The sequence below is a fragment of the Segatella copri genome (assembly GCF_009494395.1).
GTDB lineage: Bacteria > Bacteroidota > Bacteroidia > Bacteroidales > Bacteroidaceae > Prevotella.
Genome location: NZ_VZCB01000095.1, coordinates 143,360 through 163,401 on the forward strand (window position 1 = coordinate 143,360; position 20,042 = coordinate 163,401).

At 47.8% G+C, this 20,042-nt stretch carries 18 protein-coding genes; 7 read left to right on the forward strand and 11 right to left on the reverse strand.

Annotated features, from left to right (window positions below; genetic code table 11):
- Positions 1-30: 30 nt before the first annotated feature.
- The 4 genes from F7D73_RS13690 to pafA form a co-directional block, all read right to left on the reverse strand.
- The gene (locus F7D73_RS13690) at positions 31-1,089 is read right to left on the reverse strand and encodes a lysylphosphatidylglycerol synthase transmembrane domain-containing protein (RefSeq protein WP_153125544.1); all 1,059 of its coding nucleotides are present in this window, start codon (positions 1,087-1,089) and stop codon (positions 31-33) included.
- Between the two features lie 105 nt (positions 1,090-1,194).
- Positions 1,195-2,193: an alkaline phosphatase family protein gene (locus F7D73_RS13695; RefSeq protein WP_153125546.1), complete on the reverse strand. Its 999-nt coding sequence runs from the start codon at positions 2,191-2,193 to the stop codon at positions 1,195-1,197.
- A complete protein-coding gene (locus tag F7D73_RS13700; RefSeq protein WP_153125548.1) occupies positions 2,120-3,298 on the reverse strand; it encodes a glycosyltransferase family protein in 1,179 nt (392 codons plus the stop codon). The genes F7D73_RS13695 and F7D73_RS13700 overlap by 74 nt, the downstream gene beginning before the upstream one ends.
- A gap of 150 nt (positions 3,299-3,448) precedes the next feature.
- Positions 3,449-5,074: an alkaline phosphatase PafA gene (gene pafA / locus F7D73_RS13705; RefSeq protein WP_153125550.1), complete on the reverse strand. Its 1,626-nt coding sequence runs from the start codon at positions 5,072-5,074 to the stop codon at positions 3,449-3,451.
- A gap of 206 nt (positions 5,075-5,280) precedes the next feature.
- On the opposite strand from pafA, the gene F7D73_RS13710 reads away from it, so the two are divergent.
- Both F7D73_RS13710 and F7D73_RS13715 read left to right on the forward strand, forming a co-directional pair.
- Positions 5,281-8,007 carry a TonB-dependent receptor gene (locus tag F7D73_RS13710; RefSeq protein ID WP_153125552.1) on the forward strand — a complete coding sequence of 909 codons (2,727 nt, stop codon included), beginning with the start codon at positions 5,281-5,283 and terminating at the stop codon, positions 8,005-8,007.
- Between the two features lie 50 nt (positions 8,008-8,057).
- Positions 8,058-8,816: a glycerophosphodiester phosphodiesterase family protein gene (locus F7D73_RS13715; RefSeq protein ID WP_153125554.1), complete on the forward strand. Its 759-nt coding sequence runs from the start codon at positions 8,058-8,060 to the stop codon at positions 8,814-8,816.
- A gap of 119 nt (positions 8,817-8,935) precedes the next feature.
- On the opposite strand, the gene F7D73_RS13720 is transcribed toward F7D73_RS13715, so the two are convergent.
- Both F7D73_RS13720 and F7D73_RS13725 read right to left on the reverse strand, forming a co-directional pair.
- Positions 8,936-10,972, reverse strand: a complete 2,037-nt coding sequence (locus tag F7D73_RS13720; RefSeq protein WP_153125556.1) for a family 20 glycosylhydrolase — start codon at positions 10,970-10,972, stop codon at positions 8,936-8,938.
- Positions 10,973-10,983: 11 nt separating this feature from the next.
- On the reverse strand, positions 10,984-11,361 hold the full coding sequence (locus F7D73_RS13725) for an L-rhamnose mutarotase (RefSeq protein ID WP_153125591.1): 378 nt from the start codon (positions 11,359-11,361) through the stop codon (positions 10,984-10,986).
- A gap of 176 nt (positions 11,362-11,537) precedes the next feature.
- On the opposite strand from F7D73_RS13725, the gene F7D73_RS13730 reads away from it, so the two are divergent.
- The 3 genes from F7D73_RS13730 (at position 11,538) to F7D73_RS13740 (ending at position 14,129) form a co-directional block, all read left to right on the forward strand.
- Positions 11,538-13,193 carry a carboxylesterase/lipase family protein gene (locus F7D73_RS13730; protein WP_153125558.1) on the forward strand — a complete coding sequence of 552 codons (1,656 nt, stop codon included), beginning with the start codon at positions 11,538-11,540 and terminating at the stop codon, positions 13,191-13,193.
- A gap of 2 nt (positions 13,194-13,195) precedes the next feature.
- Entirely contained in the window at positions 13,196-13,489 is a 294-nt protein-coding gene (locus F7D73_RS13735) for a hypothetical protein (RefSeq protein ID WP_153125560.1), read from the forward strand.
- Between the two features lie 175 nt (positions 13,490-13,664).
- Complete coding sequence (locus F7D73_RS13740; protein ID WP_153125563.1) at positions 13,665-14,129, forward strand: copper resistance protein NlpE; 465 nt, start codon at positions 13,665-13,667, stop codon at positions 14,127-14,129.
- A 116-nt stretch (positions 14,130-14,245) separates the two neighbouring features.
- Here F7D73_RS13740 and F7D73_RS13745 read toward each other — a convergent pair whose 3' ends face one another.
- The 5 genes from F7D73_RS13745 to F7D73_RS13765 all read right to left on the reverse strand — a co-directional run bounded on the left by F7D73_RS13745 (position 14,246) and on the right by F7D73_RS13765 (position 17,752).
- Positions 14,246-14,743: a DNA-binding protein gene (locus F7D73_RS13745; RefSeq protein ID WP_153125565.1), complete on the reverse strand. Its 498-nt coding sequence runs from the start codon at positions 14,741-14,743 to the stop codon at positions 14,246-14,248.
- A gap of 198 nt (positions 14,744-14,941) precedes the next feature.
- Entirely contained in the window at positions 14,942-15,163 is a 222-nt protein-coding gene (locus tag F7D73_RS13750; protein ID WP_153125568.1) for a DUF4248 domain-containing protein, read from the reverse strand.
- Positions 15,164-15,257: 94 nt separating this feature from the next.
- Complete coding sequence (locus tag F7D73_RS13755) at positions 15,258-16,241, reverse strand: DUF6371 domain-containing protein (protein ID WP_153125570.1); 984 nt, start codon at positions 16,239-16,241, stop codon at positions 15,258-15,260.
- A 325-nt stretch (positions 16,242-16,566) separates the two neighbouring features.
- Positions 16,567-17,607, reverse strand: a complete 1,041-nt coding sequence (locus tag F7D73_RS13760; RefSeq protein WP_194256927.1) for an AAA family ATPase — start codon at positions 17,605-17,607, stop codon at positions 16,567-16,569.
- Positions 17,600-17,752 carry a hypothetical protein gene (locus tag F7D73_RS13765; RefSeq protein ID WP_153125574.1) on the reverse strand — a complete coding sequence of 51 codons (153 nt, stop codon included), beginning with the start codon at positions 17,750-17,752 and terminating at the stop codon, positions 17,600-17,602. The genes F7D73_RS13760 and F7D73_RS13765 overlap by 8 nt, the downstream gene beginning before the upstream one ends.
- A gap of 534 nt (positions 17,753-18,286) precedes the next feature.
- Here F7D73_RS13765 and F7D73_RS13770 point away from each other — a divergent pair.
- Together F7D73_RS13770 and F7D73_RS13775 are read left to right on the forward strand one after the other, a co-directional pair.
- A complete protein-coding gene (locus F7D73_RS13770) occupies positions 18,287-19,510 on the forward strand; it encodes a site-specific integrase (RefSeq protein ID WP_153125576.1) in 1,224 nt (407 codons plus the stop codon).
- A complete protein-coding gene (locus F7D73_RS13775; RefSeq protein WP_153125578.1) occupies positions 19,507-19,878 on the forward strand; it encodes a hypothetical protein in 372 nt (123 codons plus the stop codon). The genes F7D73_RS13770 and F7D73_RS13775 overlap by 4 nt, the downstream gene beginning before the upstream one ends.
- The last annotated feature ends 164 nt before the right edge of the window (positions 19,879-20,042 follow it).

Genomic DNA, 20,042 nt, shown 5'->3' on the forward strand with positions numbered 1-20,042 from the left:
ATAAACGAAAAAGATGACTCGGCAAGACGTCTAGTCATCTTTTTCGTTTATTCTTTTTGAAACATTCTTCCTAGCAATCCATTTCGGCAAAACCAGGGTGCCCATCACCAGGAAAGGGTAATAGAAGATGGCACGCCAGAGCATGGCGGCAAGGATGGCTACCGAGGCATCGGGCAGGAAATCGGCATAATAAAGGCGGAACATCAACTCCGCCACGCCGCTTCCGCCAGGCGTAGGACTCAGGATGGAAATCATCCACATCACCCATTGGCGACACCAAGCCACCAGCATGTTGCCCTGACAATGGAAGGCAATGAGAATAGCTACCACGATGGCGAATCTCGACAGCCACGCCAGGGAAGTATAACCCATCAGTTGCAGCCAGAATCTTCCGCCCTCCAGCTTTGCCTCCTCCGAAGCCATCGTCATCTCCTCGGAAAACTTCTCTACCTTGGGCAGGAATCTGCGAAGGAAAGGAATCTTGCAGCATCCCTTCAATACCCAGCCCAGAATCTGAGGACGATGCAACAACAAGAGGTAGAGGATGACCGTCCAGACAGCCACGATAAGGGTGCTGACTATGAAAATAACCTGCACTCCGCCCTTAATCCATTCGTTCGTAGCATCCGCAGAAATCCCCACTCCATCAGCCAAGCAGAACAAGAGATGCGATGGAACACAGAAATAGAGCAACACGCAACTAATGGCAAGAAAAGCCTCATCAGCCAGCAGGGCTGCAAACATGGTGAAGATACTTCTGCCCATAGAAACTCCCTCGCGGTTGAGATAGATGAAAGCCAAACCGCTTCCACCCACCGCCGAAGGAGTGACGGCAGAAGTAAACTCGCAGAGCACATTGATACGGAACGCCTCGGCTACGGATAACTTACGCTGGCAGAGATGACGGAAACGGAGGGTGAGTATCAGATTCTGGACCGCAAAGAGCAACACGCCCATTACTACCCCCAGAAAGAACCTGGGAGACAAATCTATCCTGCTCAGAGCTTCCACGTCAAACTCCCGAATCATCATTCCAGCGATGACCACCAAGCCGATGGAAGCCGCTATCCATAAATGCCATTTTTTCATATTATCCCCAAATTAGAATATACCTTAATTATATAGTATAATAACGGCTAAATGGCCAATCTATTTTGTTGTCTGTCAATTAAATGTTGATATCTATCCAAAACTTTATTTGAGAATCTTATAAATCGGCGAAGCCACCGGCTGCTGATTATCATCATTCGTAAACGGAACCTTCAAGATGCTGGCAATGGTAGGAGCCACCTGCTTGGTGTAGATGGTTCTGCCCCCTTCCATTTCTCCCAGATGCTGAATGTCTTTTCCGAAAGCCACCAGCCAGGTTTGGTTGCTGCCTTTGATTTCTTTACCATGTTCTGTCCAGGAAGCTTTGGAATCTACTTCGCCACGGTTGGCGTGAACGCCCAGGCTTTCTCCCCTACCATGATCGCAAGTGATAAGAAAGGTGGTGTTGCCCTTGTAAAATGGGTCCTGCTGGCAGCATTCCCATAACTGTCGAACAAACTGATCGTTCTGATGGGCAGCATTCAGATACTCCTTCCATTTGCCATGATGCCCATAATAATCGGTCTCGCAAAACTCTACGAAGAGAAGTTTGGGATGCTTCTCCTTGAGCGTCTTCAAGGCACGGTTCAGAGTAACGCTATCATTTCTAACTTGTTTGCTCACCCTGTAAGGAGAGCGGAAATCCACCGGCAACTCGCTTCTGCGATAATTCAGGATATAAGGAATCACATCCCAACTCGCCACGGCATTCACCCGATCCTTATACTCAGAACAAGCCTCAGCCAACTCCAGAACCGAGCGGTTGGGGTTATACTGCTTGCGGTTATCAAAAATGTGCTCATCATCGGTCACGCCACAGAGCATCTCGCTGTAACCGGCATAGGATTTCCAGATGCCGTTTGCCACCTCCATCTTCGATTTCCGGTTACGGTTGCCTATCATGCAGCCCTTCTTCCTGCCCATCTCCCAGAGAAACGGCATCAGACTGTCGCGCCTGGCGCCCTCAAACACCTCCTGCCATCTCAAACCATCAATGGCAATCACTACCACTCGCGACTCCTCCTTCTTGCTATCCTTGCCATACACGGCGAGCAGGAACAACAAGGGAAGAAGCAACAACAATGGAATCATTTTCTTCTTCATAAGCCTGGTTCTCCTTTCTATGATAATAAGTATCGTAAGCGTTTTCTATGGCGGCAACGATTCGGCATTCAGCATGGTTCTCCCACATTCTGAACTCCACATCCTCCTCGTAATCACGGGCGAAAGCCTTCAGTTTATCAATGTCGAAATCCTCGCTTACTATGCCAGCCATTTCTTTTTCTGCATCCATCGCATTACATTCCTGCTCCACATGAGCCGGAATCAGCATGCATGGCTTGCCCATGTAGAGTGCCTCACAGACGCTTTCGAAGCCGGCGGTGGTGGCGAAAGCCTTGCAACCTGCCATCATCTTGAGAAACTTCTCGTCGTTGATGTGATGGAAGGTGAGCGTATCATCCACCTTCAGTTCTTCGGGCGCATCTGGCTGATCCCAGAAGAAATGCAAACGGGTATGGGGATGCTTCTCGTGCCACGCCTTTACATCCTCGGCAAATCCGGCATTCAGCATATAGCCCATGATGTAGTCACCATGATGGCGGATGATGGTCTTGGCTTCCTGACGGAGCAACGGTGGAACCACCTTGATGCCGTGCACAGGCTCATCCTCATAGTCACGGATGGAGAGTGCCAACTTGGCTGTGGCTCCCACGCAGGTGATGCGGGTAAAGAACTTCAACAATGATTCTGAAAAAGAATACTTTCCAGGCATCTGGAAAGAAGGATGGAGGAAAAGGTACTGATGACCGATGCAAACCTCCGGGATTCCGAAACGGAAAAGGGAACAGGTAATGCCGCACAACACCTCGTAGAAATTGATGATGATGTCGGCTCCACTCTCCTGGATATTCTTCCGTATCAAATGGATACTTGAAAGATAGTTGGGAACCAAGAGCGTATTGTAAGCCAGGGAGCGCAGGAGATTGAACTTGCGGTTGTCCTTAGACGGCAAGAAATTCGGACTGTCAAAAACCTCGATAGGAGTACCTATCTTATCTTGGAAGAACTCGGGAATCACCCTATTCTTGCTCTTGCCCACTAAAACCTTCACAACTTCATGGCCCTCGTGCAGAAGCATCTGCTTAAGCGCCAACGCCTGGGTGAGATGACCTCTACCCTCTCCTTGAATTACAAAAATTACCTTCATTTTTCTTTTTTACATCTTTAAAACATCTTATTTTGCTGGCGAAGTGGCAGATGCATGTTACACGAAACAGTTCATCGCCCCTTTCCGAGTGCAAAGGTATAAGTTTCATATTTCAAAGATGTTAGAGAAAAATGAAGATAGGGTTAAAACTTAGAATATCGGCTGACCTACGCAGCCATTTGGTGCCTGCACATGAAGCAGGGCGGCGATGGTTGGCACAATATCGGTCATGAATGTCTGCTTGGTGGTGGCACCGTGCTGAATGCCCCAACCCATGAAAACCAGCGGAATATGAGTATCGTACGGATTCCACTCACCATGATCGGTTCCCTTCATGCCATGGGCATAGAAATTCGGCTTCAATACGATGGCCACATCTCCGCTACGCTCACGGTTGTAACCATTCACGATACGCATCTTCACATCCTCAGGAATGCTCTCGGTCATCGTTTTCTCCATATCGCAGGCGTACTGCACGCAGCTGTCTTCCATTAAAACATCCACCACGCTCTGCTTGATCTTGGCGAAATCCAACTTGTTTTCCTTGATGATGTTTCGATTGAAAAACACCTGATAGTTCATCACGGTCTTCACCAGATTACCCACGTTAGGATACTCCTGAGCCAGGGTCTGGTTCAGCTTCTTAGTCACCGCATCACCATCCCAACTGCCCGCAGGAATGCGGCGGTCTTGCAGGAAACGGGCGTTGTTCATCGCTCCATGATCGGCACTCAGGAAAACCAGATAGTTGCCCTTTCCCACCTTCTCATCGAGATAAGAAAGGAAATCAGCTATCGCCTTGTCCAGTCGCAGATAAGTATCCTCGGTTTCTACCGCATGAGTTCCCACCTGATGACCGATATAATCGGTGCTGGAGCAACTTACTGCCAGCAAGTCGGTTTCATCATCTGCACCCAACTGCTCTCCGTCTATCGCCGCCTTCGCCAAATCTATCGTCAGCGAATTGCCAAAAGGAGTCTTGCGGATAATACTGTAACCATATTTCTTATAAAGAGCCGGGAGATTGAGCGGCAGCGTAGCCTTCACCCCCTTGCGGATTCCATCCTCATACTCGTTCTCATCTTCCGTACTCTCGATGTAAGTATTCTTAGGATAGAGCGTGTTCCATTTTTCCGAAAGATAACGCTCAGGCAGATGCTGGTTGTTGAACGCATCCACCCACTTTGGCAACTGGTTCATATAATAAGAACTGGTAATGAACTTACCGCTCTCATCATCAAACCAGTAAGCGCCATTCGGATTATGTCCGGCAGGAAGGATGGAAGCACGGTCTTTCAAGGCCACACCCACCACCTTGGCTCTGCCGCTGGATGCAATCTTCATCTCATCGCCCAGGGTGGTAACGCATAGATTTCTAGGCGACATCAAGCCCGCCTTACTGTTGGAGCCCACCGGTTTCACGGTTTCATCATCCGTGCAATACACCTTCTTGCCATTCTTCACGAAATTGTTTCCGGCGATTCCATGGATAGATGGAACACTTCCGGTATAGAGACAAGTATGACCGATGGCTGTAACCGATGGAACATACGGAATACGGGTGTTTTCGCAAGAAAATCCCTCGTTGAGCAATCGCTTGAATCCTCCTTCTCCATAGCGTTTCTGATAGCGATAGAGATAATCCCATCGCATCTGGTCAACAACAATACCCACTACCAGTTTGGGGCGCTGAACATTAGAAGCATTCACCTGCTGAGCAGAAACCGTTCCGCATCCCAGAAATGCCAACGCAATAAAACTAAATACCTTATTCATTTCTTTCTTTAAAATTACTGTAACACTTTTTACCGCTGCAAAGGTATTTATAGGATGTTGCCATCATGTTACAAACAGATGAAAGAAAAATGAAGAAGAAATACGGGTTTCAACTTCATCTTTTCTTCACCCGATAGAAACTACTATGTAACAAAATCATTCTACTTTTGCACCCGAAAAAAATTATGCAAGATAATAAATAGGTTATGAACAAATTAAAGATTGTATTGATGGCTTCCCTGCTCGTGCAGGGTGCCACATGTCTGGAGGCGAAAGCCGACAACACTCCAGAAGGTAACAAAACTAATTCTAAAGCATTGGGCGTGAATGCCGTAAGCGGTAAGGTTACCAACGAACAGGGCGAAGCTTTGCCTGGCGTGGTGGTTCGCTGCGGCAACACGAATGTACAGACTGACTTGAATGGCGAGTTCCACGTCAACGTGAACGATGGCGACAAGCTCACCTTTACTTATATAGGTTACAACACCATCACCAAAGATGCTGACGACAACAACATGAAGGTGGTGATGAAGGAAAACACACAAGCCCTGGGCGAGGTAATCGTTACTACCCAGAAGAAGAAGCAGAGCAGCCTGGAGATTCCTGTAGCTGTAAGTGCCGTAACCGGTAGCGTGATGGAGAAACTCAACCTTCATCAGATGGACGACGTGGCTCAGTTTACCCCGGGCGTTCAGATTCAGCTGCAGAGCCCAAACAACCCCGGCTACGTAATCCGTGGTGTGACTTCTGATGGCGGCGAGGCTTATTCCCAGCCAAGAGTTTCCGTGTTTATGGATGGCGTTTCAACTTCACGAAGTCGTTCTTCTGCCGTAGAACTTTTCGACCTGGAGCGACTGGAAGTGGTAAAGGGGCCTCAGGGAACCCTCTTTGGAAGAGGTGCTGAGATTGGCGGCATCAACATCATCCGCCACAAACCTGTAAACGAACTCAAGGGCGAACTCTCCATGAACTATGGCAGCTACAACCAGCGTCAGGTAACAGGTTTCATCAACACCCCAATCATCAAGGACAAGCTTGCCAACCGCTTTGCTTTCGACTATGATGCCCGCGACGGCTTCATCAAGAACGAGGCAGGTGGCAGACTGAACGGCAAGAATGCCCTGGCTTTCAGAAACTCTACCCAGTGGTGGGCTAACGATGATACTTCTGTAGGCGTGGTACTCGATTATCAGCACGATGATTATCCAGGCACTTCCTTCCACAGCATCAATCCAGCCTTTGGCAATAGCGACCCTAACAGTCCTGCCAACCTGGAAGCCGGCAAGCAGTTGGGCATCAAGCGAAACGTAGGTGGCGCCCTGCTCAATATCGAGCACAACATCAACAACCGTTGGTCGTTCAATTCCATCACCGGTTTCAGAGCCTTCAACAGCGATGAGCATTTCGATGCAGACGGTACCTATCTCCCACTCCTGCTCTGCGAGGAAAAGGAAAAAGGAACCCAGTTCAGCCAGGAATTCCGTTTCAATTATGATGATAAGAAATTCTTCTCGGGCTTCGTGGGAGCCAGCTATTTCTACGAGAATTCATCGCAGGATGTCAACGCCAAGGCGAATCTCCAATACCTCTATCCGGTGTTTATCCAGAAGAGTGTGAAGGCTTCGCTCAGCAGTCAGATAGATCATGTGAAGGGATTGCTCAGCCAGTATCTTCCTGCCGATTATCAGCCGATGGTGGATTTGACGCTCTCACAGCTGATGAGCAAATGGTTCCCTGAGAGTCCGGAGACAGATGCCGATGGCAAACTGAAGCCACAGACCGCCACTCCTGATATTTATGGCGATTTGAAGACTGCTCTGGGTGCTGTGGGAATGGATTTAGACCAGGTTCTGGCAGGCATGGGCGATAACGGCAAGATGATTCAGACTACCCTGCAGGGCATTTCTGGTAAAACGCTCGATACTGCTTATACCGAGCAGGGCAAGAATTACGGTACCAACCAGGCTGTAGAGGTCTTCGCTGACGGAACCTTCAAGCTGACCAGGAACCTGAACTTCACCCTGGGTATCCGCGGAACTTATGAGAACCAGGAAACAGGCTATTCATCCTCTACCGTACCAAGCATGTTTGGTGCCGTGCTTTATTACCCTACCGAGGGTGGCGCCAAGGTTACAGCCAAGGACAGCTACTGGTCATGGGTAGGTCGTGCAGCCCTCAACTATATGATTGGCCGCAACAACATCTACGCCAGCGTGGCTCGTGGCCGTCGTCCGGGAGTACTCTACTTCAACAACGATCCTAAGGATTTCGAGACTCTCGACCCTGAAATCATCTACAGCTACGAGGCTGGTGTGAAGGGAAGCATCCTGGAAGGCCGTCTGAACTACGATTTCTGTGCTTACTATTATGATTGGTATAATTATCAGACATCGGTTTTCAACGCCACCACCAGCAAGTTTGAATACGATGATGCAGGTCGTGCCCACAGTCTCGGTCTGGAGGCAAGCATCAGCTATTCTCCATGTCGCTACCTCAATCTCTTCGGCAACTGGTCGTACATCGAAGGCAAGTTCAACGAAAAGGATGAGAACGGAAACGCACAGCTCTATGCCGGCAACCGTTTCCGCCTTACTCCAAAGAACAGTTTCGCCTTCGGTTTCGACTTGAACGTGCCAGCCGGCGAGAAGGCTTCCTTCTATCTCCGCCCAACCTATTCATGGAAGTCGAAGGTATTCTTCGAGGAGAGCAACGAGCCTGAGTTCATACAGGATGCCTACGGATTGCTCAACTTCACCGCCGGCTACCGTTTCCAGCCAGGCAAGGTTTATTATGAGATTGGCGCCTTCGGCAAGAACGTGCTCGATGAGAAATACATCGTGGATGCAGGTAACTCCGGCCGTCAGATTGATTTCCCAACCTACATCGGCGGTTCCCGTTCTGTGGTCGGTGTGATGTTTAAAATGGGATTCTAAGGCAATAAGTGCTATAGAAAAAACGTTTCTATGATAAAAAAAAAAGAATAATGAAAAGAGTTTTGATTTATATAATGCTGTTGATGGGAGTGATTCTCCCATCCTCAGCCAAGGATAGAGCCCTGCAGGTGATTGCCCACAGAGGCTATTGGAAGACGGAAGGTTCTGCACAGAACTCCATCTCCTCACTTCAGAACACCCACAGGATTGGGGTTTACGGTTCTGAGTTTGATGTTCACATCACCCGTGACGGCGAGGTGGTAGTTTTTCATGATGATGACGTAGATGGCATCAAGATAGAGAATGCCAACTATGCCGACATCAGAGACAAGCGACTCAAGAATGGCGAGAAGATTCCTACCTTGAAGGAATATCTCGATGCAGCCAAGTCATTGGGCAATATGAAACTCATCCTCGAAGTAAAGGAGCACATCCAGAAGAGCGATGAAGACCGCTGCATCGACGCCACCCTGAAGATGGTAAGAGAGGCGGGGCTAGAAGCAAGAACAGAGTATATCTCCTTCAGCAAGCACGCCTGCGATTATCTCGTTCTCCACGCTCCAGGAGCCAAGGTTTCCTATCTCAATGGCGACCTCTCTCCGCTTGATGCCAAAGATGCAGGTTATGCTGGTATCGATTACGAAGACAGCGTCTTCTTAGACCATCCAACCTGGATCAAGGAAGCCAAGAAGCTCGGTCTGATCACCAATGTCTGGACTGTCAATAATCTGAAAGCCATCAAATATTTCTTCAAGCAAGGCATCGATTACGTGACAACGAATGAACCTGAAAAAGCCAAGGCTTTATAACAGGGCTTTCACATCCAGCAACCTTTTTCACTTTTCCAATTGGAGAAATATATTTCTCCAATTGGAAAAGTGATTTTTTTTGCTTATAATCTCAATCTCAGAGTCTCAGTTGTTTCTACTTACTTCTGCTCCACCTTCACTCCCGTAATCCGGCTCTTGAAATCGCCTGCCTTCTGGAGCGGGAACACCAGGGTGCGCTGATAGTGCATCTTGGCAGAAGGATTATACACGATAGGCTGAGTGGCTGTAGCATCGCTCTTCTGGAATGTAGCCAGGTCTTTCTGCTGCATCGCATAAAGAGTGATAGGCCCCAACTCCTCGCGCAACTTGCCATTTACATAAAGACAAGTCTTCTTGTTGTCGCCCGTAATCGCCAGGGTTACCTTCTTTCCCTTCTCTACCCTGTAGTTGAACTTGTTGAGATAACCCTCGTGGGCAAAACCAAGCTGGCCGCTTTCAGGGTCAGAAAGATAGAAGATGGCGTTATCTGATGAGAATAACACCGTGCCCTTCGGCTCATCAGCTCCCTCAATGGTGAACTCCACCCGATAGCCATAGCCTACTTCCTTCTCGCCCGTGGTCTGACCAGGGTTCAATGTCTCTATCCAGAGCTGCTTGCCCTTCTGCCAGCGTGCCGCCTCGTTAACCGCAGGAGCCTCTCTGAGCGCAAGACGAAGACGATTGAAATCTTCAAAGGAGAAAGAGGTGGCTGCACCCGTCCAGCACTTTGCCGACAGCGTCTGCAGGGCAGGGAACAGTCGGTCGTGAATATCCTTCACCGTAATGCCGTTGCCTGCATGGTCGTTCCATACGGCAAACATTCCGCCGAGAATGGCAGGGTCGTTCTCCTTGAACTTCTCGTTGCCAATCTGCGCCGGAGTCCAAGAATCGTAAAGATACTGGCAATTCAGGTAATCGTAATAATAGCCCGCTGCCGGAACGATGTAAACCAATCCGTCAGGAATGCTCACCAGTTTATAGCCCAGGCGCTTCATCTCCTTCGGGTCAGCATAACCATTGTACCAGCAAAGCATCATCACGTTCTCCGACTTCACCTTGGTGTCGCCCTTGGCATGAGTAAGTGCGCCCCAAACGGCTGCCTGCTTGCCAAACGACTCCACATATTTAATATAATGGTCGGTGAAGTAACGGAATTTCTCCACCACCTCCTTCTTGGCGTTGGAATACTCATCGGTTCCGATATGCACTACCTTGCCCCGGAACACGGGGTTCTTACCCTCCAGATACTCCTTGAAGAGCCCATCCACAAACTTGTAGGTCTCGGGATTGAAGAGGTCGAGATGATCCATGCCATATTCCTTGGAACCGATTTCCGGCTTGTAAAGGGTGAAGGCGAGCGAATGGGCAGGCACATCTATCTCGGGGATGATGTTGACGCCATACTGCTCTGCCAGTTTCTGGAGTTCGATGAACTCAGCCTTGGAATAGCTGCCATCCTTCGCCGTAAGTCCCGGATAGGTGTCGCATTCCAGGCGGAAGGCTGCCGGAGTTTTCGCCCAATCGTTACCGAAGAACTGTCGGAATCCATTATCGTTGAGATGAATCTGCAGGGTGTTCATCTTGTAATAAGACATCATCTTGACCAGCGAGCGCAGATAAGACATCGGGATGAACTTTCTGCCACAATCCATCATGAAGCCTCGCAGCCCATAGGCAGGCGTATCCTGGGCAGAACCCTTTGGCAGCACGAAACCTGCCGAACGCTGCTGCTCTGAAAGCTGCAGCACGGTGCGGGTTCCCCATACCAGTCCTTCTACCGAAGAAGCCGTGATGGTAGTTACGTCACCGATGGTGAGGCGATAGCCTTCCTTGCCGAGCAGTCGGGCTGATTTCCTATCAGACTGGAGCACCAGCACAATGTCGCCGGCAGAGGGTTTTCCCGTCTTAGGCGTGAGCGTTTTCCCCACCAGGTCATGATAATCGGCAGCAAAGAGTTTCGCCACCTTCTGGGCGTTCTTTCCGCCCTTCACCACGTATTTGCCCGATGGGGTAAACATACCCTCTGCCCCGCTCCATTGCTTGAGTTCAGGGATTACAAAAGGTTTTTCGTTGACCGTTGCCCAGCCACACGAAAGCACCAAGGTGCAGCAAGCCGTCAGCAAGAGACGCTTGAAATCATTTAGGTTTTTCTTCATACTTTACTGTTTTAATCGTAAAGATAAAAAATGCGCTCCATCATGTGCCACTTCTCATCGCTCGTAGCACCCTTGCCGCACTTCTGGAACTTGCCTACCACTTCCTCCCACTCTGCCTGTCTAGGAAGGGTGGCGAGCGCTGCCATTTTCTTGTCCCAATCGAAATCTACGGGAGCATCCACAACCATCACCAGTCGGTTGCCGAAGATGTAAATCTCCATCTCCAGGATACCAACCTGACGGATTCCGTCACGAATCTCCTTCCATTGCACACCTTCTGAATGCAGGCGGCGATATTCACGGATAGCCTCCTCATCAGATTCCAGTTCCAACCACTGCACGTAGCGCTTGGTGGCTACCGGATACTTCTTCTGTTCATAACCTTTCATCATAATCATTAGGATTTTAAAGATACAACATTATATTCTGCAAAAATATGAAAAAAAATTGAGGTAAACAAACCAAGTTACCGATATTTTGTTTATTTTTGCATTATCATTGCAGAAATGCATAATCAAGATTTGCAAAACGATTCTATGAAATTTAAGAAACTAAAGATTAAGGTATGAAGAAACTACTTTTATCCATCGCCTTTCTGCACCCTGGTATGGGAATGATGGCGCAAACTCAGGTAACGACTGCCGAAGGTATCCTCGAAGGAAAAGACCTCTCAGGCATCACAGTTTTCAAGGGTGTTCCGTTCGCAGCCCCTCCGGTAGGAAATCTCCGCTGGAAGGCTCCTCAGCCAGTCCAGAAATGGCAGGGCGTTCGCGAGGCAAAGGAGTTCGGACCGAACCCGATGCAGGAACCCATCTTCGGCGATATGAACTTCGGTACGAAGACCAACAGCGAGGATTGTCTCTATCTGAATATCTGGACTCCGGCAAAGACCATGAAGGAGCATCTGCCGGTTTTGATTTATTTCAACGGTGGAGGATTGATGGCTGGTAGCGGAAGCGAACCTAGATATGCGGGCGATGCAATGGCGCGCGAGGGAATCATCTCCATCACAGCCAACTATCGTGAAGGCATCTTCGGCTTCTTCGCTCATCCTCAGCTCTCCAAGGAGACCTCCTATAAGGGTTCCGGCAACTATGGTTTCATGGACCAAGTGGCTGCCATCCAGTGGGTGAAGGACAATATCGAGGCCTTCGGCGGCGACCCTAACCGCATCACCATCGTGGGCGAATCGGCTGGTTCCATGTCGGTTAGCGCCCTGATGGCTTCCCCTCTCTGCCAGGGACTCTTTGCCCAGGCAATGGGTTCCAGCGGTTCGGTGATGGGATTCAAGAAGATTGCCACCCAGAAGGAAGCCGAGGAGAAAGGCGTGCAGCTTGCCCAGAAAATAGCCGAAAAGATGGGTAAGGAAACAGGCAAGAAGGTGAAAAAGAACGTAGGAATGAAGAACCTCGACGAACTTCGTGCCCTGCCTGCCGAGAAACTGATGAAACTGGCGGGCATAAGAGCCGTTCCGGTCTATAACATCGACGGATATTTCATGAAAGAACAGCCTGTAGAGGTATTTGCCAAGGGCGAACAGACCAAAGTGCCTCTGCTCATTGGCGGTAACAACCAGGAGATGACTCCATGGGCGGTATTGATGGGCAAACAACCTACCGTAGAAAATCTGAAGGCTGGCGCCAAGGCTACTTTCGGGTCAGAGAACATCGATGAGCTCTTCCGCCTTTACGGCATCAACAGCGACAAGGATGTGTTGGAGCAGCCGGGTGTAGATCTGGCTTCGGATATCTTCCTCGATTATACTACCTGGAAGTGGGGCAACATGCATAAGCTGACCGGCGGACAGCCAGTTTACCGCTACCGCTATTGTCATCCTCGTCCTGCGATGGCAATCAAGGGCAAGGTGGCAGCTTTGGCTGGCGGCGTGGTAGATGCCAAGGAAGGTACAGCTCCTGCTCCACGAGATAAGGGTGCCGTTCACTCTGCCGACATCGAGTATGCAATGGGCACATTGCCAACCAACCGCGTATTCGACTGGCAGCCTGACGATTACATGATCAGCGACATCTTCAACCAGTATTACGTCAATTTCATAAAGACCGGCAATCCGAATGGTCTGGGTCTGCCGGAGTGGCCATCCACCAACGGCAAGGCAGTAGCCCCAGTGCTTCAGATTGATGAGAATACCGTCGTGAAATCTGATGCCCAGATGGAGAAGCGCTATGATTTCATCGACAAAATGTTCTGGGAGAAGAAATAGAGATGTTTCAGAAATTCATCATCAATAGAGACGGAGTGCTGAAGTTCGGTCACGTCTACCTGCATCGCGACATGCTGGCTCCAGGCGAGCAATGCACCTACGGCGGCGGATTGTGGAAGATAGACGAAGGCAGAGGTGCCATCGTACTTTATGGCAGAAGTTTTGACTTCGGTCCTCCCGATTTCGACTTTGTGAAACAGATAGATTGGACGGGCTTGGGGGGAACCCCTCGCCCGCTCCTCTATCTGCCTCATTGGCCTGACGAAGAAGAGATTGTGCCAGTCATCATCAATTGAGAAAATAGTATAATATTCTATAAATTCTATGCAAAAAGTTTGCTCGTAATAGATAAAAGCGTACTTTTGCGAAAAGAATTTATCCCCAGGAGAAGGACTCTTAAAGGAAGCATTCTATAAACCCAGAAGGGATGTATTCAATAAAATAAGTATTCACTTAAAAAAGCAGTATAGTATGAAAAAGAAATTAGTTTTGACAGCAGCCGTTATCGCTGCATTGTCAGTTGTCTCTTGCAATGGCAAGAAGACAAATAGCCAGGGAGCTGATCAAGATAGCCTCAGCTATGCAGGAAATGATTCGCTCAATTCTAACGATATCGTGCTCGATTCCATCGCCGGCACCTATGAGGGAACACTCCCTGCTGCCGACTGCCCGGGAATCAAGACTGTATTGACGCTCAATGCCGACAGTACCTATCAGTACTCAGCCGACTATCTGGAGCGCAAGGATGGTCACGACGAAGCAAGCGGTATCTTCAAGGTATTGGCTAACAACATGGTGGAAATCACCCGCCCATCCAGCGGCGAGACAACCTACTTCAAGGTAAAGGATGCCAACAGTCTCATCATGACCGACTCGCTCGGAACTGAGCCAGAAGGCGCCATGGCTAAGCACTATGTGCTGACTAAGAAGAAGTAAATTCCTTATTTTAAGGAAGAAAGAAAACAAAAGAATAATGTAAAATCCCTCGTTCGAAAAGAATCGGACGAGGGATTTTTCATACTTAATTATCAACTTATAAATAGGAATTTGTATTATAAGCCAACATTGGTGCCATTATTGTCTGAAGAACTGTCACCAGTTTGGGAATTGCCACCCGATGGAGTATTACCACCTTCACTGGTTGAAGCACTACTCACAACACTAGCCTTCTTCACACTGGCAGAACTGTTAAGGTTAGCATTGCTCAAGGTACCGGTAGCACGAGCTCTGAGTTTCACACCAGCAATATTGTTTGCCGCAGTAAATTCAGCCTCAGTCTTGGCTCCCTCCTTATTGCGGATACCCACGCTGAAGATGGCAAGGTTGTCAATCTTCACATTCTTACCAGCCAGGAGCTGCTCCTTGATACACTTCACCATGGCAGTCATCATACCCAGGCACATCGCCTCAGTGAATCCCGTATTGTGCTCCTCCATGTGCTTGGCAAGTTCTGCCAAATCCATCGTCTCTTCTACCACAGGGAAAGCATACCACTTACCAAAAGCAAGACTCTTCTTGTTCTTGTTCTGCTTCAAAACGTACTTAATCATACCTTTCAAAATTTTGAGTTAATTACTGTCTAATCCACATCTCTATTTTTCTTCAAAGGCATAGGATCCATCGCCTTGTCCGTCAGAGAGTTTCATCGAGTAAACCCCTTTGGTTTACATAGCAAAGATACAACATTTTGAAAGGTCATTCAGACGATAGCATACGTTGCGTGAGATAGCATACTTTATAAGGATTTTTTACGGTTCACCCAGGTATTCAATGATAAGAGCCACCTCCTTAGGAGTGAAAAACTTGGCCGACTTACGATAGCCTAACTTATGGAGCCCATTTACGAGATCCGGGTTGCGACGTACCCAAGCCATCAAGTGATTCACAGCCGTATGAGCCGAATTGGCTGTTGGAAAATAAAGCCAGGCAAGCTCTGACTTGCCATAGGCTCTGACTTTAAATTCTGTCATATTATCAATCTTTTGAAATTACACAATGAATAAAATTATTACCCCCATACTTACGCCTCGTAAAGATGATACTTACGGAGCGTAAACCTTATGTTTAGAAAGGGCAGACATCAGAAGGAGGTGGCAGCAGGATTTCGGGTTTCTGTTGAGCCTCACCCAACAGAATATCGGCAATATCAGTATTCGCCTCAAACTGCTCCATGAAGTCCACTACCCTATAATCCCGGCATCCGCTCTTAGCCATCTGCTCCTTCCACTTGTCATACTCTCCGCTGTCGGGATAAACCACGAGTCTTCGATGCTGCAAGGGGAGCAGCTTATCGGTCTGCAGATTGCCACATCCGCCCGTTGCCAGCCACAGGAACTGTGGATAGCGGCAGGCACAGATAAGCGATGTCTTCTCACTCTCCACGATGCATACCGTCTTATCGGGATAGCGGGGAAGCAGATGCTGTCCAAAGAGCACCTTTTCGGTATTCTGAAGTTGCGGTCCGACATGAGAACGTTCGCAGATGGAACGCATGGTATTGGCCCATCCCTGTACCCGATGACCGTCATTGCGATAAGCCATCAGCTTGGCATCATGCACCCGCTGCTGTTCGTCTATCAGCCAGAACACCACTGCCCTGCCATAGTTCACCCCCTGCACAACGACGTCTCGGGCAGTACCTCCCACACAATAATCGGCTAGCACCTGCCGGGCATCACCACCGATGTTCAGACCTTTAAACCACATACTGAAAGCACTCGGTCTCAGCATTGCCTTCTGTACCCATTCAGGGCTGAAGAACTCAGTCTGTCGCCTATCCTGCGGTTGCGTCATCAGTCTGTTCTTATGAACGTTCAGGTCGTTATCTGAGCCCTGTCTCCTTTTTTCCAATCCCAGCAAGGGTTTACCGTTTACGTATTCCGTCTGATAATCATCCCTGCAGCTAAGCTCCGGATGATCATGGAAATATTGACGTGGTGGATAATGATAGCCGCAGGATGCCGTATGGTCGCATTTACCACAGTCCTCAGCCACATACTCGCCCGTCTCCAGGTCCACATATCGGTAAAGCACTTCTTGCGTCCGCATTGAGGACAGACATAGCGGTTGGCTCCACCGGCATGATAGCGCTCCAAAATAAATCTTATATCATTCTTCATTTTTTCTGAAATTTAATGATAAAAAAAAAGTATCAGAGTGTATCATTTCCGAATCGACACAAAACAATCATTAACCTATTGATATTCAGAAGGTTATCATGTATCAAAGATGATACATTCCCTTTGTATCAGATACAGCAGCCGTATCACTCATGATACGGCTTAACTATATCTATATCAATTAATTAAGTATCATTTTGTATCAAAAATCGGAATGATACATCCCTGATACAAATACTTACTTCTTGTAAGGCTTACTTGCCTTTTCTGTTCAAGCCATTGCTCTTGGCAACACGCTGAACCATACTCGAACTGGTACCCAGTTTGTCAGCAATATCCCGATAAGAAGAACCGTTAGGCTGCTTGAGTTCACGAATGATATCGCGCTCCAGTTCTGCCCTTTCATCTCTTGATCTTGGCAGATGAGCCCGTTCCTCATCATAGCCACCATATTCAAAATGGAGCCATCCGTCAGAACTGGTCAACGTAAGTTCCTGCACGTTCTTGAAATCAAGTTCGATTGGGAGAGAACGATACTTCAGTTGGATGAAGTAGCGCATATCCTTGTCCTTTCTCGATTTGTTGAAACCAATTATGTTATCGGCAAAGTTACTGAGAAGCTTGCTACCAGCCAGGTCATCGATTGTAAGCGGATCGCCCTGCTTGCGCTTAGGCGTATGGGCAAGGATGAGCATGGTACAGTTGTGAGTCATACGCATAGCTACCAGTTGCTGCATGGTTTTTCCAGCTTCAGCTGCCTCCTTAGAATTGATACAGAGATTGGTAAAGTTATCTATGATTATCACCTCTATATTCAGTTCCAGTGCCATTCGCTCAATCTCAGAAAGAATCATGCTCTGGTCGGTAACATCGTGCATCTTGGTATAATCGATGCTAGCGTGGTAGAGTGTATCAGGACTATCCTTGTTGGGATATCTCAGAGCCAATTGCTGAGTCGAAAGCTCAAAGTTGACATAAAGTACCCGCATTCCCTGTTCAGCCAACTCGATAGCTATCTGAATGGCGAGGACTGTTTTACCCACACCCGGGCCGCTAAAGAGAATCGTAGTCTCATGCTCCACAAGAATATGGGGAATAAGTTCCTTCGGAGGTTTCATTTTCCGTCCTTTCTCCAGGTCCTCTTTTAAAGTGGACACATTGAAAAAGCTATCCCTGTCCTGCTGCTGAGCAGCCCCCGGAGCAAGAGCCTGAACCAGCTTCTGTGGATCTGTCTGCAACTGAGCAGCCAGAGCCACTACTTCATCCAATTTCTGTTTAGAATCTTTATTAATCATACCGTTTTCCTTTCCTGATATAATCAACAGATTCATTACTTGCCATCATCTCCTGCACGTGCTTGCGATAAGCCGCAGCCAGAGGGGCGTTGCTGTGGAGTAAATACTCATTGAGGATTTCTCCTATAGATAATACCTTTTTCATATTTTATGAGGTATTAATCGTTGCCTAGCACTTACTTGGGTCATATAGGACAACTTATGTTATTCATCCCCAAGCCACCAGAGCCGTGCTCAGTTTTTAGTCTGCTGACATTTATATAAACGTAGCATAACATAAACTCCGATGTTCGAAATTTCTGATGCAAAGATAGATAAAAAGAAGCTTTCCGCAAAGGACACTATTGATAAAGCACTACAAACCAAATTGTTGCAAAAACCGAGTTTTTCATGTTTTTTGCATGAAAATAACGCCTAAAAAAGCAAGAAATAGCAGAATGATGCTTTTATTTTGAGTTTCAAGTGGTTGTGGCAGTCATTGGCTTGAAGTGGCACAGATGAGGAAAAGCAAAAAACGCAGATTGACGAAATAGAAACGCTTTCAAATCATTACCTCGCAGAAACGCCCTAATAAGCATTTTTAACGGTGACGGTTCATATTTCCCCGTTCTGCGTAAGTTTTGATTTTGCCATGCAACTCTCATAGTTTAATTTTGCACCGAACAAAAAAGTAAGAATTATGAGATGCACTTTCAAGACAGTCTTCTATGTAAATGGAAGCAAGGAGAGAAATGGAATTGTCCCAATCATGGGGCGAGTGACAATCAACGGAACTATCGCACAGTTCAGTTGCAAGCAGAGCGTGACCAAGGCAATCTGGGATGCCAAGGGCAACAGAGCCATTGGCAAGAGCAAGGAAGCCAAGGAGGTGAACTTTGCGCTTGACAACATCAAGGCTCAAATCGCCAAGCATTACCAACGACTTTCCGACCGTGAGGCGTTCGTTACCGCTGAAATGGTGAGAAACGCCTACCAAGGCATAGGCACGGAATACGAGACATTGCTCAGAGCCTTTGACAAGGAGAACGCAGCTTTTGCCAAGCGTGTGGGCAAGGATAGAGCCAAGAACACCTACCGCAAGTATCTGACGGTAAGAAAGTATGTTGCCGATTTCATCAAGTATCAGTACAAGCGTAGCGATATGTCCATGAACGAGCTTACTGAGGAATTCATCCGTGACTATTGCCTGTATCTGAAGAATGTCGTCGGACTTGCGCAGTCCTCCATTTGGATTTACTCCATACCACTGAAGCATATTGTAACGGCAGCTCACTACAACGGCAAGATACCGAGAAATCCATTTGCCATGTACCACGTTGACCCAGACCACAAGGAACGTGAGTTCTTGACCTTGGACGAGCTTACCGCCATGACACAGATAAAGTTGGATGACCCGAACATGGCATTTGCGAGAGACCTTTTTATCTTTGGCTGTTGGACAGGTATATCTTTCATCGACATCAAAAACTTGACGGAAGATAACATCAGCATGATAAACGGTGCTCCTTGGATTGTTTCCAAGCGTCAGAAGACAGGCGTTCCGTTCCAAATCAAGTTGATGGACATTCCCATGCAGATTATTGGGAGATACAAGGCTTTCAGAAAAGGAAGTCACTTGTTCAATATCGGCAACCTTGACAGCATCAACAAGCGCATAAAGAAAGTTGCTGCAATGTGTGGCATCAAGAAGCGTGTCTCGTTTCATGTCTCACGTCATAGTTGGGCTGTTTTAGCCTTGGAGTACGGAATGCCGATAGAGAGCGTGAGCAAGATTCTTGGTCACACGAATATCACCACGACACAGATATATGCCAAGGTGACAAGCACCAAACTTGACCATGACATATCAGTCTTTGAAAGTCGAATCAAGGGGCATTTGCCTGCAATGGGAGGGATGGCATGAAAAGGACTGTAATCACCGTGGACGGAAATGGAAGGCTTTCCATTCCGTCCAATGTGGAGGACTTGTGGATGAGTGAAAATGAGTTGGTAGATATGCTTTATGTCACAACCCCGAGGCTCAAAGCCGTGATAAGAGCCATATATAAAGAAGGTATGTTGTTGATGTCGGAAGTCCAAAAGAGGCAAAAACTTTCCAAAGATGTTTGGCAAACGCTGTATGGATTCCCTATGGTTGTTGCCATTTGCTTCCGTCTAACCTCCAATGGTGCAGCGCAACTTCGTGATGATATCTTCAAGAGGTTGTACGGAGCAAAAGAGAAAACAGCCATTGTCCTGCAACTCTACGGAGGGACAAATGCTTTTAGTTGAGAATGGTCGCATCTTTGACGCTTGGATATTCACTGTCGTATTGACTTATTGATTCACAAAATTCTTGATAGGGTGATTTATATTGCACATGAAGAAAAATATGAAATCTCATGCAAGTTTTTGATACGGTCTGCGTTTATTAGATATAAGTGTAACCCTTTAAT

What these genes read in the sequence shown, in the direction of transcription:
- F7D73_RS13690 (WP_153125544.1), bottom strand. Translation starts at nt 1,089, where the DNA reads ATGAAAAAATGGCATTTATGGATAGCGGCTTCCATCGGCTTGGTGGTC.
- F7D73_RS13695 (WP_153125546.1), bottom strand. Translation starts at nt 2,193, where the DNA reads ATGAAGAAGAAAATGATTCCATTGTTGTTGCTTCTTCCCTTGTTGTTC.
- F7D73_RS13700 (WP_153125548.1), bottom strand. Translation starts at nt 3,298, where the DNA reads ATGAAGGTAATTTTTGTAATTCAAGGAGAGGGTAGAGGTCATCTCACC.
- pafA (WP_153125550.1), bottom strand. Translation starts at nt 5,074, where the DNA reads ATGAATAAGGTATTTAGTTTTATTGCGTTGGCATTTCTGGGATGCGGA.
- F7D73_RS13710 (WP_153125552.1), top strand. Translation starts at nt 5,281, where the DNA reads ATGAACAAATTAAAGATTGTATTGATGGCTTCCCTGCTCGTGCAGGGT.
- F7D73_RS13715 (WP_153125554.1), top strand. Translation starts at nt 8,058, where the DNA reads ATGAAAAGAGTTTTGATTTATATAATGCTGTTGATGGGAGTGATTCTC.
- F7D73_RS13720 (WP_153125556.1), bottom strand. Translation starts at nt 10,972, where the DNA reads ATGAAGAAAAACCTAAATGATTTCAAGCGTCTCTTGCTGACGGCTTGC.
- F7D73_RS13725 (WP_153125591.1), bottom strand. Translation starts at nt 11,361, where the DNA reads ATGAAAGGTTATGAACAGAAGAAGTATCCGGTAGCCACCAAGCGCTAC.
- F7D73_RS13730 (WP_153125558.1), top strand. Translation starts at nt 11,538, where the DNA reads ATGAAGAAACTACTTTTATCCATCGCCTTTCTGCACCCTGGTATGGGA.
- F7D73_RS13735 (WP_153125560.1), top strand. Translation starts at nt 13,196, where the DNA reads ATGTTTCAGAAATTCATCATCAATAGAGACGGAGTGCTGAAGTTCGGT.
- F7D73_RS13740 (WP_153125563.1), top strand. Translation starts at nt 13,665, where the DNA reads ATGAAAAAGAAATTAGTTTTGACAGCAGCCGTTATCGCTGCATTGTCA.
- F7D73_RS13745 (WP_153125565.1), bottom strand. Translation starts at nt 14,743, where the DNA reads ATGATTAAGTACGTTTTGAAGCAGAACAAGAACAAGAAGAGTCTTGCT.
- F7D73_RS13750 (WP_153125568.1), bottom strand. Translation starts at nt 15,163, where the DNA reads ATGACAGAATTTAAAGTCAGAGCCTATGGCAAGTCAGAGCTTGCCTGG.
- F7D73_RS13755 (WP_153125570.1), bottom strand. Translation starts at nt 16,241, where the DNA reads ATGCGGACGCAAGAAGTGCTTTACCGATATGTGGACCTGGAGACGGGC.
- F7D73_RS13760 (WP_194256927.1), bottom strand. Translation starts at nt 17,607, where the DNA reads ATGATTAATAAAGATTCTAAACAGAAATTGGATGAAGTAGTGGCTCTG.
- F7D73_RS13765 (WP_153125574.1), bottom strand. Translation starts at nt 17,752, where the DNA reads ATGAAAAAGGTATTATCTATAGGAGAAATCCTCAATGAGTATTTACTC.
- F7D73_RS13770 (WP_153125576.1), top strand. Translation starts at nt 18,287, where the DNA reads ATGAGATGCACTTTCAAGACAGTCTTCTATGTAAATGGAAGCAAGGAG.
- F7D73_RS13775 (WP_153125578.1), top strand. Translation starts at nt 19,507, where the DNA reads ATGAAAAGGACTGTAATCACCGTGGACGGAAATGGAAGGCTTTCCATT.